The following is a 14,121-nucleotide window of genomic DNA, read 5'->3' as shown; positions in this document are numbered from 1 at the left end:
CAGACTACCTGGAACTTGCCCGCGACTCCTGATGATTTAACTATAATCTAGTCTAAAAAAGATTTCATCGTCATATCACGAAAAATTACAATTATGCAAACTTATGATGTCAGGTCATTTTTACATTTTAACAGATAAATGCGGTTATTCGGAATCGGACAATTTCTTTATTCTTCGGGCAATCATCGAGTTATCTTGATTAGGTTTAGCAACGAAAGGTAACAATCGACAATGTGAACCGCTTACCAGGAATAATCTTAATATTTATTAAAGTAAATAAGAACTCTCAATGATTTTTAAGAATAGCCTTTAAGGCTACAGGGATTATATCGCTTATTTACCCTGGAGAAAATAAACGAAATAGCAATAAGTGATTTTTATGATTTTTCCAGAAAAAAGGCCGCTTGCGCGGCCTTATCTTTAGAGATCTATCAATGATGGTCTACTGAGTGGCTATGCTCAAGATCTTCACTTTTGCGGCTAAAGCGGCGGCGTACCACCACAAAGAACACCGGAACAAAGAAGATAGCCAACACGGTTGCCGTCACCATCCCGCCCATTACGCCAGTACCAACGGCGTTCTGCGCGCCGGAGCCTGCGCCGGAGCTGATAACCAGCGGCATTACGCCCAGAATAAAGGCCAGCGATGTCATCAGGATCGGACGTAAACGCATGCGGACCGCATCCAGCGTCGCCTCTATCAGACCTTTACCCTCTTTATCCATCAAGTCTTTGGCGAATTCGACGATAAGTATCGCGTTCTTCGCCGACAACCCAATGGTTGTGAGCAGGCCTACCTGGAAGTAAACGTCGTTGGTCAGGCCGCGGAACGTTGCCGCCAGCAATGCACCGATAACACCTAACGGTACCACCAGCATGACGGAGAACGGAATTGACCAGCTCTCGTACAATGCCGCCAGACACAGGAATACGACAATCAGTGAAATGGCATACAGAGCAGGGGCCTGGTTGCCGGACAGTCGTTCCTGGTAGGACATACCGGTCCAGTCATAGCCGATACCGGATGGCAGTTTGCTGGCCAGTTCCTCCATCATTGCCATAGCTTCACCGGTACTTTTACCCGGTGCGGCCTGGCCTAAGATTTCCATGGAAGGCAGACCGTTATAGCGTTCCAGACGCGGTGAACCATATTCCCAACGTGAGGTAGAGAAGGCGGAGAACGGTACCATCTGTCCATCGCTGCCGCGGACATACCAGTTTCCAATATCTTCCGGCAACATACGGTATTTCGCTTCAGACATGATGTAAACTTTCTTCACACGACCACGGTCGATGAAGTCATTTACGTAGCTTCCGCCCCATGCTGCACCCAGCGTTGTATTAATATCACTAATGGATACACCCAGAGCCTGCGCTTTTTCCTGATCGATATCGATCTTGAACTGTGGCGTATCTTCCAGACCGTTAGGACGTACGCCGACTAACAGATCAGGATGTTTCGCAACTTCACCAAACAGCTGGTTACGCGCCTGAGTTAGCTTCTCATGACCTAAACCTGCCTGGTCAATCAGCTGGAAGTCGAAACCGGTCGCGGTCCCTAACTCCACAATCGCTGGCAGGTTAAAAGCAAAGACCATCGCGTCTTTAATCTGCGAGAATGCGCCCATCGCACGTTGAGTAATTGCCTCAACCTTGTTCTCCTCGCCTGGACGTTCACTCCAGTCTTTCAGAGACACGAACGCGATACCGGTGTTCTGACCACGTCCTGCAAAACCGAAGCCGTTAACGGCAAACACCGATTCAACGTTCGCTTTTTCTTTGGTCAGATAGTAATCCGTCATTTCGTCCAGCACCTTCTGGGTACGCTCTTGCGTTGCACCCGCTGGCAGCTGAGCCATTGAGAGGAATACCCCCTGGTCTTCATCCGGCAGGAACGAGCTTGGCAGACGAACAAACAGATAGGCCATACCCACGACGATGATCAGATACAGCGCCAGATAACGACCGGTGCTGCGCAGAATTCCGCCCACGCTGTCGGTGTAATGGTGCGTGCTCTTATCGAACATGCGGTTAAACCAGCCGAAGAAACCTTTTTTGCCTTCTCCGTGATCGCCTTTAGCAACCGGTTTGAGCATGGTCGCACACAGGGCAGGGGTCAGAATCAATGCCACCAGGACTGATAACGCCATCGCCGAAACAATAGTGATGGAGAACTGACGGTAAATTGCACCGGTAGATCCCCCGAAGAAGGCCATCGGAATAAATACCGCTGAAAGCACCATAGCGATACCAACCAGTGCGCCCTGAATCTGGCCCATCGATTTACGCGTTGCTTCCTTCGGTGGTAGCCCTTCCTCAGCCATTACACGTTCAACGTTCTCGACCACAACGATGGCGTCATCCACCAACAGGCCGATGGCGAGCACCATCCCGAACATCGTCAGCGTGTTTATCGAGAAGCCGAAAATCGCAAGGACGGCAAACGTACCCAATAGCACCACCGGCACGGCGATAGTCGGAATCAGCGTCGCGCGGAAGTTCTGCAGGAACAGATACATTACCAGGAACACGAGGATGATGGCTTCCGCCAGCGTTTTCACTACTTCGTGAATAGAGATTTTCACGAACGGCGTAGTGTCATACGGGTAAACGATCTTCAGACCTGACGGGAAGAACGGTTCCATCTTCTTCAGTTCATCGCGGATAGCGTTTGCGGTGTCCAGGGCGTTAGCGCCTGTCGCCAGCTTGATACCCAGACCGGATGCCGGTTTACCGTTGAACTTCGCAATGATGTCGTAGTTCTCACCACCCAGTTCGACTTTCGCTACGTCACGCAGACGCACCTGGGAACCGTCCTGATTCACTTTCAGCAGAATTTTGCTGAACTCATCGGCGGAGGTCAGACGGGTTTGCGCGATGATCGAAGCGTTAAGCTGCTGGCCTTTCACCGGCGGCGTACCGCCTAACTGACCGGCTGCAACCTGGGCGTTCTGCGCTTTGATGGCGCTGATCACATCAACCGGCGTCAGCTGGAAGTTATTCAGTTTGTTCGGATCCATCCAGATGCGCATTGCGTACTGGGAACCGAACAGCTGAACATCACCCACACCTGAAGTACGGCTGATGGCGTCCTTCATGTTGGCGCCCACGTAGTCGGAAATATCCTCCTGCGTCATGGTGCCGTTGGTGTTGATAACGCCGACAACCATCAGGAAGCTACTGGATGATTTCTCAACGCTCACACCCTGTTGTTGTACTTCCTGCGGCAGAAGCGGCATTGCCAGCTGCAGTTTGTTCTGCACCTGTACCTGCGCGATATCCGCATCAGTACCAGACTGAAAGGTAAGCGTGATCTGCACGGTACCCGTGGAGTCACTGTTTGAGGACATGTACATCAGGTTATCGATACCGTTCATATTCTGTTCGATAACCTGCGTAACAGTATCCTGTACTGTTTTGGCATCAGCGCCAGGGTAGGTCGCGGAGATCGTCACTGCTGGCGGTGCAATAGTCGGATATTGCGCTACCGGCAATTTGAGGATCGCGAGCCCCCCTGCCAACATGATGATAATGGCGATCACCCACGCAAATATTGGGCGATCGATAAAGAAATTAGGCATGTCTTAACGGCTCCTGTTTAAGTTAAGACTTGGACTGTTCAGGCTGGCTACCGCTTGCAGCTTGCTGGTTGTTATCAGCGGTGATTTCCTGCGCTTTTACCTGCGCGCCAGGACGTACTTTTTGCAGCCCAGTGACAATCACGCGGTCGCCCGGTTTAAGTCCATCAGTGACTAACCATTTGTCGCCAATCGCTTGTGCGGCGACAATTTGACGAGTTTCAACTTTGTTGTCTGCACCGATAACCAATGCACTGGCATCGCCACGCGGTGTGCGGGTAACGCCTTGCTGTGGAACCAGTAGTGCAGTTGGGTTAGTCCCTTCTTCCAGACGAGCACGGACGAACATACCCGGCAGTAAGGTGTGATCCGGGTTAGGGAAGATTGCGCGTAACGTAATCGACCCGGTGGTTTGATCTACCGTGACATCAGAAAATTCCAGCGTACCGGACTGCGGGAATTTAATGCCGTCATTGGTCACCAGTTCGACTTTCGCTTTACCGTTTTCCTGCTTCAGCGTGCCGTTGGCCAACTCTTGTTTCAGGCGCAGGAAATCGTTGCTTGACTGCGTCACGTCCACATAGATGGGATCCAACTGCTGAACGGTTGCCAGTGCGGTTGCCTGACCGTTTTGCACCAGAGCGCCTTCAGTAACGGATGATTTACCAATGCGGCCGCTGATCGGCGACGTCACTTTGGTATAAGCCAGATTGATGCGTGCAGTTTCTACCGCGGCTTTCGCGGCGACAACGGAGGCGTTCGCCTGCTGTGCGTCTGCCAGTGCACTATCGTAATCCTGTTGACTGATGTACTTAGTACCTAACAGTTTCTGATAACGTTTGACCGTCAGTTGAGCGATATTTGCTGCGGCTTGTGCTTTTGCCAGATCGCCTTTTGCGCTTTCATAAGCGGCCTGGTAAGTAGCAGGATCAATCTGATAGAGAGATACACCCGCTTCGATGTCACCACCTTCCGTGAAATTACGCTTCAGGATAATACCGCTAACCTGAGGACGAACTTCTGCAATGCGATACGCACTGGTGCGACCCGGGAGTTCGGTTGTTATCTGTAGAGGTTCAGTTTTGAGCGTAACAACTCCAACCTCTGGCATCTGCTGGCCCCCTTGTTGGGCCTGTTTGTCGTCACATCCTGTTAGCGCTAAGCTGCCTGAGAGCATCAGAACGACTGCCAGAGGCGTTAACCCTCTGTTTTTGTTCATATGTAAACCTCGAGTGTCCGATTTCAAATTGATCAATGGCTGAAAGCCCATAAACCCATTGCTGCGTTTATATTATCGTCGTGCTATGGTACATACATTCATAAATGTATGTAAATCTAACGCCTGTAAATTCACTGACCTATGGCACGAAAAACCAAACAACAAGCACAGGAAACTCGACAGCACATTCTCGATGTCGCTCTGCGTTTGTTTTCGCAACAAGGGGTATCATCCACCTCGCTTGCGGAGATCGCAGCAGCCGCTGGTGTCACGCGCGGCGCGATCTATTGGCATTTCAAAAACAAATCGGATTTATTCAGTGAAATCTGGGAGCTAGCAAAACCTAACATTGATGAGTTAGAGACTGAGTATCAGGCAAAATTCCCCGACGATCCACTATCAGTATTAAGAGAAATTTTAATTTACGTTCTTGAAGCTACCGTGACAGAAGAACGCCGACGTTTATTGTTGGAGATTATATTCCACAAATGCGAATTTGTCGGGGAAATGGCCTCAGTTCAGCTAGCTCAACGCAGTCTGTGTATTGAAAATTACGACCGTATCGAACAAACATTGCGGCACTGCATGAACGCCAACATGCTGCCGGAAAATCTGAACACGCGTCGCGTGGCGGTGCTGCTGCGTAGTTATGTTACCGGAATTATCGAGAACTGGTTATTTGCCCCTGAATCTTTTGATCTGAAAAAAGAGGCTCGGGAATACGTCGCCGTGCTGCTTGAGATGTGTCTTCTCTGCCCAACCTTGCGGGTTAACGTAGCGGAAACCTGTTAACTCTCTGGGTCTGTACCAGGAATTCTCCTGGTCATTTTGCCTCCTGCTATTCTGCCGGTCACAGCCGTGATATTCTTGCCGCTTGACTATTTTCGGTCACTTTTCCGGTTCAGAAACCTTCATTCTCATGACTATGTTGCAGCTCTATAAACGTTCACAGCATCTTATTGCTATTACCATTCTTTTCTTCATTCTATTGCTATCCTGCCAGTCATCTGCATTTGCGCGGGCGCAACAGAGTGGTGAACTGCCGACGAAAGCGGATATTCAGAGCCAGTTAGACACGCTGAATAAACAAAAAGATCTCTCCGCACAGGATAAGCTGGTTCAACAGGATCTCATCGATACCATTGCCACGCTGGATAAAATCGATCGTGTGAAGGATGAAACCGTACAGCTTCGGCAAAAAGTTGCCCAGGCGCCGGAGAAAATGCGTCAGGCGACGGATGCGCTAAATTCGCTTAGCGATGTCGATAATGACGATGAAACGCGAAAAACGCTGAGTACGCTCTCCTTACGACAGCTTGAGTCGCGCGTGTCGCAGGTCCTGGATGACCTGCAAAGCTCGCAAAACGATCTGGCCGCTTACAACAGCCAACTGGTATCGCTGCAGACACAGCCAGAGCGTGTACAAAATGCGATGTACACCGCGTCGCAACAGATGCAGCAAATCCGCAATCGACTCGATGGCACCACTGTGGGAGAGGCGGCTTTACGCCCCAGCCAGCAGGTGCTGCTGCAGGCGCAGCAAGCGTTGCTGAACGCGCAGATCGACCAGCAGCGTAAGAGCCTCGAAGGGAATACCGTTTTGCAGGATACCCTGCAAAAACAACGCGATTATGTGACGGCGCACAGTAACCGCCTTGAACACCAGCTCCAGCTCCTGCAAGAGGCGGTGAACAGCAAACGACTGACGTTAACCGAAAAGACGGCACAGGAAGCGGTAACGCCGGACGAAGCCGAGCGTATTCAGTCCAATCCGTTAGTGAAGCAGGAGCTTGATGTTAACCATCAGCTCAGCCAGCGCCTGATTGCCGCGACTGAAAACGGCAACAGCCTGATGCAGCAAAATATCAAGGTCAAAAACTGGCTTGACCGCGCGCTGCAATCCGAACGCAACATTAAAGAGCAGATCGCCGTTCTGAAAGGCAGTCTGCTGCTGTCGCGCATTTTATATCAGCAACAACAAACGCTGCCGTCGGCGGATGAGCTTGCCGATATGACCAACCGGATCGCCGATTTGCGTCTGGAGCAGTTCGAAGTTAACCAGCAGCGCGATACGTTGTTCCAGAATGATGCGTTTGTTGCCAAACTGGAAGAAGGGCACAGCAACGACGTTAATCCTGAAGTCCATGATGCCCTGCTGCAGGTCGTGGATATGCGTCGTGAACTGTTGGATCAGCTAAATAAGCAACTGGGCAACCAGTTGATGATGGCGATTAATCTGCAAATCAACCAGCAGCAGTTAATGAGCGTGTCGAAAAACCTGAAAGAGATCCTCACGCAACAAATCTTCTGGGTTAACAGTAACCGTCCGATGGACTGGGACTGGATCAAAGCCTTCCCGCAAACCCTAAAAGACCAGTTTAAGTCGATGAAAATCACGGTGAACTGGGAAAAAGCCTGGCCCGCCGTGTTTATTGCGTTCCTGGCAGGGCTGCCGCTGCTGCTTATCGCCGGGTTAATCCGCTGGCGTTTGAAGTGGCTGAAGGATTATCAGGCAAAATTAGCCGCCGCGGTGGGGAACCTGCGCAATGACAGTCAGCTTAATACGCCAAAAGCGATTCTGATCGATCTCATCAGAGCCTTGCCGGCGTGTCTGATTATCCTCGCGGTGGGTCTGATTCTGCTGACTATGCAACTGAATATTAGCGACCTGCTGTGGGCGTTCAGTACGAAGATGACCATCTTCTGGCTGGTGTTTGGTCTGTGCTGGAAGGTGCTGGAAAAAGATGGCGTGGCGATACGTCATTTTGGCATGCCAGCGAAGCAGACCAGCCACTGGCGTCGCCAGATTGTGCGTATTAGCCTTGCGCTGTTGCCGCTTAACTTCTGGTCGGTCATTGCTGAGCTGTCGCCGCTTAATTTGATGGACGATGTGCTTGGCCAGGTGGTTATTTTCCTCAACCTGCTGCTGATCGCCTTCTTGGTATGGCCAATGTGCCGCGAAAGCTGGCGTGACAAAGAGTCGCATGGTCTGCGTCTGGTCACTATTACCGTGTTGTCTATTATTCCGATTGCATTAATGGTGCTGACGGCGACAGGGTATTTCTACACCACGCTGCGTCTGGCGGGCCGCTGGATTGAAACGGTCTATCTGGTTATCCTCTGGAATCTGCTGTACCAGACGGTGCTGCGAGGGTTGAGCGTAGCGGCTCGTCGTATCGCCTGGCGTCGTGCGTTAGCGCGTCGTCAGAACCTGGTGAAAGAAGGGGCCGAAGGCGCAGAGCCGCAGGAAGAACCGACTATTGCGCTGGAACAGGTTAACCAGCAAACGCTGCGTATAACCATGCTGGTGATGGTTGCCCTGTTTGGTGTTCTGTTCTGGGCCATTTGGTCTGATTTGATCACCGTGTTCAGCTATCTCGACAGCATAACGCTCTGGCATTACAACGGCACCGAAGCGGGTGCGGCAGTGGTGAAAGACGTCACCATGGGCAGCCTGTTGTTTGCGATTATTGCGTCAATGGTCGCGTGGGCGCTGATCCGCAACTTACCCGGCCTGCTGGAAGTGCTGGTGCTCTCGCGACTGAAGATGCGCCAGGGGGCTTCTTATGCGATCACCACGATCCTGAATTACGCTATCATCGCCATTGGTGCGATGACGGTCTTCGGATCGCTCGGCGTTTCGTGGGATAAGCTACAGTGGCTGGCCGCTGCTCTCTCGGTTGGTCTTGGTTTCGGCTTGCAGGAAATTTTCGGTAACTTTGTTTCCGGTCTGATTATTCTGTTTGAACGCCCGGTACGCATCGGCGATACCGTGACCATCGGTACGTTCTCCGGAACGGTCAGCAAGATCCGTATCCGTGCCACCACCATTACTGACTTCGATCGTAAAGAGGTGATCATCCCGAACAAAGCATTCGTGACGGAGCGTTTGATCAACTGGTCGCTCTCCGATACCACCACGCGTCTGGTGATCCGCATTGGCGTGGCCTATGGTTCGGATCTGGACAAAGTGAAGAAGGTGCTGTTGCAGGCGGCGACAGAACACCCGAAAGTGATGCACGATCCGGAGCCTGCAGTGTTCTTTACCGCCTTCGGCGCCAGTACGCTGGATCATGAGCTGCGTTTATACGTGCGTGAATTGCGCGATCGTAGCCACACGGTTGATGAACTTAACCGGGCGGTCGATCGTTTGTGCCGTGAAAATGACATTGATATCGCCTTTAACCAGCTCGAAGTTCACCTGCATAACGCGAAAGGTGACACCGTGACCGAGGTTAAACGTGACATCATTAAAGGTGACGATCCGACGCCTTCGGTAGGTTAACAGAAATAATCATCAGGCCTGCGAGCTTCGATTCATTCGTAGGCCTGATAAGTGCAAAGCCATCAGGTTTTCAGTTACCGCTCTTTTTTAGATAAAGAGAGTAGTTTCTTCTCGTAATCCTGCTTCACAATCTCCAGTGCTTTCAGAACTATTTCAGGCTCCATCTGATTCTCTTCAAGCAGGACAATCAAATCGACGGCCAGTTTGACTTCATCTGGGGCGTTCTCTAATGACATAAATTCTCCGGGGATTAGCGGGTTAAACGCGCCAGCATGTTATCTATTCTTGCCAGTGCATGACGACAGCGTGCCAGTCGTGCTTCGAATGCCTCTACTTCGCGATGCAGTTTTTGCTGTTCTTCAAAGCCTGTAACCTGTGCCAGGCGTTCTTTACGTTCACGCGTCATTTCAACTAGGCGGCGCTCAAACTCCTGGTGTTGAACTCGCTTACGCTGCCAGCGCGCCAGACCAGGAGAGGCGCAGTCCCACTCCCGGAGCGACCAACTGGCGGTTTCACGTGAAATCGCCTCTAACTGTGAGGCAAGGTGTTCCGTAAGCCAGGTAATTTGTGGTAGTTGTTGCTGTTCAACTGCGCGACGTAGAGCAGTGAGATTATCATCAGCTTCATCCAGACAGGCCTGTAGCAACGTGCTGCGGGTGTGAAACAGATGCCTGTCAAAGCGGGCGCTAAGCGTGGCATGGTGTGCCAGTGGGGCACAACGCTGCCGCAAGCGGTTAAGCTGGTTTTCGAGCGTCTGAAGCAGCATGACGGTTTTCACGACAACACTCCGATGAAAATGAGAACTGTTATGATAAAGTAGCGATTCTCTGTGTTAAGTATTCATATTATGCAACGCATTATTCTAATCATCATAGGCTGGATAGCGGTAGTGTTAGGAACGCTGGGCGTTGTATTGCCTCTGTTGCCGACAACGCCGTTTATCTTGCTGGCCGCCTGGTGTTTTGCTCGCTCATCGCCGCGTTTTCACGACTGGTTGCTGTACCGTTCGTGGTTCGGCGGGTATCTGCGCCACTGGCAAAAACACCGCGCGATGCCGCCGGGAGCAAAGCCGCGCGCTATTTTGTTGATCCTGGTAACGTTTAGTATTTCACTGTGGCTGGTCAATATGATGTGGGTACGCGGCCTGCTGCTGGTTATTCTCGCCTGTTTACTGATTTTTATGTGGCGGATCCCGGTGATTGATGAAAAACAACAAAAGCAGTAAAGCGCAATAAACGCTGTTGCAATTGTCTCTCACAGCCAGTAAATTCGACCGTTTTCGAGCACAGGCGCAGGTGGTCAAAGGTTAAGCAAATATAACCTTGGCTCTTATACAGACACAAAATCATTCAAGATACGTCGAGGATGAAGTGTATTGTGCGCCGTGAAGTAATACTGTATTAATCAGGCACAAACTTATGACCGCGACTGCACAGCAGCTTGAGTTTCTCAAAAATAGCATCAAAAGCATCCACGATTACCCAAAACCGGGCATTCTTTTTCGTGATGTCACCAGTTTACTGGAAGACCCGAAAGCCTACGCCCTCAGTATTGAATTGCTGGTTGAACGCTACAAAAATGCGGGTATCACTAAAGTGGTTGGTACCGAAGCGCGTGGCTTCCTGTTTGGCGCGCCGGTAGCGTTGGGTCTGGGCGTTGGTTTTGTTCCGGTACGTAAACCCCGTAAGCTTCCGCGTGAAGTTATTGCTGAGAGCTATGAGCTGGAATACGGCACCGATCAACTGGAAATCCACGTAGATGCCATCAAACCTGGTGATAAAGTTCTGGTTGTGGACGACCTGCTGGCAACCGGCGGCACGATTGAAGCGACCGTGAAACTGATCCGCCGTCTGGGTGGCGAAGTGACCGATGCTGCATTTATCATTAACCTGTTTGATCTGGGTGGCGAGCAGCGTCTGGAAAAGCAGGGACTGACCTGTTATAGCCTGGTTCCATTCCCGGGCCACTAATTTCGGGCTATCTTATCTCGGCAGATTAATACCGAGACACACAACCTCGCCGTCGCTGCGAGGTTGTGTTAGCATTATCCCCCTGTGAATCCACCCTCCAGCCTTTCAGAGCCTGCCAATGAGTTATCAGGTCTTAGCCCGAAAATGGCGCCCACAAACCTTTGCTGACGTCGTCGGCCAGGAACATGTGCTGACGGCACTGGCGAACGGCTTGTCGTTAGGGCGTATTCATCATGCTTATTTGTTTTCCGGCACCCGTGGCGTCGGGAAAACGTCAATCGCCCGTTTGCTGGCGAAGGGATTAAACTGTGAAACCGGCATCACCGCTACGCCGTGCGGCGTGTGTGATAACTGCCGTGAAATCGAGCAGGGGCGCTTTGTCGATCTGATTGAAATCGACGCCGCCTCACGCACCAAAGTCGAAGACACCCGTGACCTGCTGGATAACGTCCAGTACGCGCCAGCGCGCGGTCGCTTTAAGGTCTATTTGATTGACGAAGTGCACATGCTGTCGCGCCACAGTTTTAACGCCTTGCTGAAAACGCTCGAAGAGCCGCCCGCGCACGTTAAGTTCCTGCTGGCGACTACCGATCCGCAGAAGCTGCCGGTGACTATCCTGTCGCGCTGTCTGCAATTCCATCTTAAAGCGTTGGATGTCGAACAGATTCGCCATCAGCTTGAGCATATCCTCAAAGAAGAGCATATCGCCCATGAGCCACGTGCGTTGCAACTGCTGGCTCGCGCCGCGGACGGCAGCCTGCGCGATGCGCTGAGCCTGACCGATCAAGCGATCGCCAGCGGCGATGGTCAGGTCTCGACCGACGCGGTCAGCACCATGCTTGGCACGCTGGACGACGACCAGGCGCTCTCGCTGGTTGAAGCGGTTGTGGCTGCGGACGGCGAACGCGTTATGACGCTGGTGAACGATGCCGCCGCGCGCGGTATTGAATGGGAAGCGCTACTGGTTGAGATGTCGGCTCTGCTGCATCGTATTGCCATGGTTCAGCTTTCACCTGCCGCACTCGGCAGCGATATGGCCGCTATTGAACAGCGTATGCGCGAACTAGCGCGAATCGTCCCGCCAACCGATGTGCAGCTTTACTACCAGACACTGTTAATCGGGCGCAAAGAACTGCCGTATGCGCCGGACAGGCGAATGGGCGTTGAAATGACGCTGCTACGTGCGCTGGCTTTTCATCCGCGCATGCCGCTCCCGGAACCTGAAGCCCCGCGACAGTCTTTTGCCCCGGTCGCACCCACTGCGGTGATGAACCCGACGCAGGTGCCGCAGCAGCCTGCGGCAGCGCAACAGCAACAGAATGTGCCGCTCTCCGATGCTACCAGCCAGGTGCTGGCGGCACGCAGCCAACTGCAACGCGCTCAGGGAGCAACCAAACCAAAAAAGAGTGAACCGGCAGCCGCTTCCCGCGCGCGGCCGGTGAATAATGCTGCGCTGGAAAGACTGGCTTCGGTGTCGGAACGTGTTCAGGCGCGTCCAGCGGTCTCTGCACTGGAAAAAGCGCCAGCGAAGAAAGAAGCGTATCGCTGGAAAGCTACCAATCCTGTTGCAGAAGTCAAAGAAGTCGTCGCTACGCCGAAAGCGCTGAAAAAAGCGCTTGAGCATGAAAAAACGCCAGAACTGGCGGCAAAGCTGGCGGCTGAGGCCATCGAACGCGACCCGTGGGCCGCACAGGTAAGCCAGCTCTCGCTGCCTAAACTGGTGGAGCAGGTGGCGCTTAATGCCTGGAAAGAAGAGAATGGCAACGTGGTTTGCCTGCACCTGCGTTCCACGCAGCGACACCTTAACTCCAGCGGCGCGCAGCAAAAACTGGCCGAAGCATTGAGTACCTTAACAGGGTCAACGGTTGAATTGACCATCGTTGAAGATGATAATCCAGCGGTGCGCACGCCGCTGGAGTGGCGTCAGGCCATTTATGAAGAGAAACTCGCGCAGGCGCGTGAGTCGATTATTGCGGATAATAACATTCAGACGCTGCGTCGTTTTTTCGATGCGGACCTGGACGAAGAGAGTATTCGCCCCATTTGATCGTCAGCCATTACGGTTTGACGGTCGTCATCCCTTAACGTGATTGAGAGAGAAGCCTATGTTTGGTAAAGGCGGTCTGGGTAACCTGATGAAACAGGCCCAGCAGATGCAAGAAAAAATGCAGCAGATGCAGGAAGAAGTCGCCAAGCTGGAAGTGACCGGCGAATCTGGCGCGGGTCTGGTAAAAGTGACCATCAACGGCGCGCATAACTGCCGTCGTGTGGAGATCGATCCAAGCCTGCTGGAAGACGACAAAGAGATGCTGGAAGACTTGGTTGCTGCGGCATTCAACGACGCCGCGCGCCGTATTGAAGAGACGCAGAAAGAGAAGATGGCCTCTGTTTCCTCCGGAATGCAGCTGCCGCCTGGCTTTAAGATGCCGTTCTGATGCAAACCAGCCCGCTGTTAACTCAGCTTATGGAAGCTCTGCGCTGTCTGCCGGGCGTTGGCCCGAAGTCTGCGCAGCGCATGGCGTTCACGCTGCTTCAGCGCGATCGCAGCGGCGGGATGCGTCTGGCGCAGGCGTTAACGAAGGCGATGTCGGAAATCGGCCACTGTGCCGATTGCCGCACATTCACAGAACAGGACGTCTGCAACATCTGCTCGAACCCGCGTCGCCAGGAAAATGGTCAGATTTGCGTGGTGGAGAGTCCGGCGGACATCTACGCCATTGAGCAAACCGGGCAATTTTCCGGACGTTACTTCGTGCTGATGGGACACCTGTCGCCGCTGGACGGTATTGGTCCTGATGATATCGGGCTGGATCGTCTTGAGCAGCGGCTGGCATCTGAGCAAATCAGCGAACTGATCCTGGCGACCAATCCCACGGTCGAAGGAGAGGCGACCGCCAACTATATTGCTGAGCTTTGCATGCAATATGACGTTGAAGCCAGCCGTATCGCCCATGGCGTTCCGGTTGGTGGCGAGCTGGAAATGGTCGATGGCACCACGCTGTCGCACTCTCTGGCAGGACGACACAAGATTAAATTCTGAACAAACGGAGGCCGCGACGGCGGCTTCCG

General features: G+C 52.5%; 11 protein-coding genes and 1 other annotated feature. Of the genes, 7 read left to right on the top strand and 4 right to left on the bottom strand.

The genetic code is table 11. The annotated features are described in order from the left end of the window. Positions 1-431 precede the first annotated feature (431 nt). Positions 432-3,581, bottom strand: coding sequence for an efflux RND transporter permease AcrB (gene acrB, locus HVZ52_RS17095; RefSeq protein ID WP_016152073.1), 3,150 nt, complete (start codon positions 3,579-3,581; stop codon positions 432-434). Between the two features lie 22 nt (positions 3,582-3,603). After that, the gene (acrA, locus tag HVZ52_RS17090; RefSeq protein ID WP_016152074.1) at positions 3,604-4,797 is read right to left on the bottom strand and encodes a multidrug efflux RND transporter periplasmic adaptor subunit AcrA; all 1,194 of its coding nucleotides are present in this window, start codon (positions 4,795-4,797) and stop codon (positions 3,604-3,606) included. A 141-nt stretch (positions 4,798-4,938) separates the two neighbouring features. Between acrA and acrR the strand changes: the two genes are divergently transcribed. Together acrR and mscK are read left to right on the top strand one after the other, a co-directional pair. Beyond that, positions 4,939-5,589, top strand: a complete 651-nt coding sequence (acrR, locus tag HVZ52_RS17085) for a multidrug efflux transporter transcriptional repressor AcrR (protein WP_016152075.1) — start codon at positions 4,939-4,941, stop codon at positions 5,587-5,589. Between the two features lie 127 nt (positions 5,590-5,716). Next, positions 5,717-9,082: a mechanosensitive channel MscK gene (gene mscK / locus HVZ52_RS17080; protein WP_131380823.1), complete on the top strand. Its 3,366-nt coding sequence runs from the start codon at positions 5,717-5,719 to the stop codon at positions 9,080-9,082. Positions 9,083-9,156: 74 nt separating this feature from the next. On the opposite strand, the gene rsmS is transcribed toward mscK, so the two are convergent. Together rsmS and priC are read right to left on the bottom strand one after the other, a co-directional pair. After that, complete coding sequence (gene rsmS / locus HVZ52_RS17075) at positions 9,157-9,318, bottom strand: pleiotropic regulatory protein RsmS (protein ID WP_181598510.1); 162 nt, start codon at positions 9,316-9,318, stop codon at positions 9,157-9,159. A 14-nt stretch (positions 9,319-9,332) separates the two neighbouring features. Further along, the gene (gene priC, locus HVZ52_RS17070) at positions 9,333-9,860 is read right to left on the bottom strand and encodes a primosomal replication protein N'' (RefSeq protein ID WP_103283557.1); all 528 of its coding nucleotides are present in this window, start codon (positions 9,858-9,860) and stop codon (positions 9,333-9,335) included. 69 nt (positions 9,861-9,929) lie between these two features. Here priC and HVZ52_RS17065 point away from each other — a divergent pair, with 69 nt between their 5' ends. The 5 genes from HVZ52_RS17065 to recR all read left to right on the top strand — a co-directional run bounded on the left by HVZ52_RS17065 (position 9,930) and on the right by recR (position 14,092). Further along, positions 9,930-10,307: a DUF454 family protein gene (locus HVZ52_RS17065; protein WP_029139439.1), complete on the top strand. Its 378-nt coding sequence runs from the start codon at positions 9,930-9,932 to the stop codon at positions 10,305-10,307. 193 nt (positions 10,308-10,500) lie between these two features. After that, positions 10,501-11,052, top strand: a complete 552-nt coding sequence (apt, locus tag HVZ52_RS17060) for an adenine phosphoribosyltransferase (protein WP_006685676.1) — start codon at positions 10,501-10,503, stop codon at positions 11,050-11,052. A 118-nt stretch (positions 11,053-11,170) separates the two neighbouring features. Continuing rightward, positions 11,171-13,099 (top strand): DNA polymerase III subunit gamma/tau, encoded by a 1,929-nt coding sequence (dnaX, locus tag HVZ52_RS17055; RefSeq protein ID WP_181598509.1) that lies wholly within the window; start codon positions 11,171-11,173, stop codon positions 13,097-13,099. Continuing rightward, positions 12,432-12,496, top strand: a sequence feature (DnaX frameshifting element). (Overlaps the previous gene by 65 nt.) A 58-nt stretch (positions 13,100-13,157) precedes the next feature. Then, positions 13,158-13,487 (top strand): YbaB/EbfC family nucleoid-associated protein, encoded by a 330-nt coding sequence (locus tag HVZ52_RS17050; protein WP_003021764.1) that lies wholly within the window; start codon positions 13,158-13,160, stop codon positions 13,485-13,487. Further along, the gene (gene recR / locus HVZ52_RS17045; RefSeq protein WP_016152082.1) at positions 13,487-14,092 is read left to right on the top strand and encodes a recombination mediator RecR; all 606 of its coding nucleotides are present in this window, start codon (positions 13,487-13,489) and stop codon (positions 14,090-14,092) included. The genes HVZ52_RS17050 and recR overlap by 1 nt, the downstream gene beginning before the upstream one ends. Positions 14,093-14,121: the final 29 nt, after the last annotated feature.

The organism is Citrobacter sp. RHB36-C18 (genome assembly GCF_013814485.1).
In the GTDB taxonomy this organism is placed as follows: Bacteria; Pseudomonadota; Gammaproteobacteria; order Enterobacterales; family Enterobacteriaceae; genus Citrobacter; species Citrobacter braakii.
Note: the sequence above shows the minus strand (reverse complement) of the source record. Positions and strands in the feature narration are given on the sequence as shown.

Bases quoted from the DNA above. Each gene is read 5' to 3' on its own strand.
- HVZ52_RS17065 (WP_029139439.1), top strand. From the start codon at position 9,930: ATGCAACGCATTATTCTAATCATCATAGGCTGGATAGCGGTAGTGTTA.
- acrA (WP_016152074.1), bottom strand. From the start codon at position 4,797: ATGAACAAAAACAGAGGGTTAACGCCTCTGGCAGTCGTTCTGATGCTC.
- dnaX (WP_181598509.1), top strand. From the start codon at position 11,171: ATGAGTTATCAGGTCTTAGCCCGAAAATGGCGCCCACAAACCTTTGCT.
- mscK (WP_131380823.1), top strand. From the start codon at position 5,717: ATGACTATGTTGCAGCTCTATAAACGTTCACAGCATCTTATTGCTATT.
- HVZ52_RS17050 (WP_003021764.1), top strand. From the start codon at position 13,158: ATGTTTGGTAAAGGCGGTCTGGGTAACCTGATGAAACAGGCCCAGCAG.
- apt (WP_006685676.1), top strand. From the start codon at position 10,501: ATGACCGCGACTGCACAGCAGCTTGAGTTTCTCAAAAATAGCATCAAA.
- recR (WP_016152082.1), top strand. From the start codon at position 13,487: ATGCAAACCAGCCCGCTGTTAACTCAGCTTATGGAAGCTCTGCGCTGT.
- acrB (WP_016152073.1), bottom strand. From the start codon at position 3,581: ATGCCTAATTTCTTTATCGATCGCCCAATATTTGCGTGGGTGATCGCC.
- acrR (WP_016152075.1), top strand. From the start codon at position 4,939: ATGGCACGAAAAACCAAACAACAAGCACAGGAAACTCGACAGCACATT.
- rsmS (WP_181598510.1), bottom strand. From the start codon at position 9,318: ATGTCATTAGAGAACGCCCCAGATGAAGTCAAACTGGCCGTCGATTTG.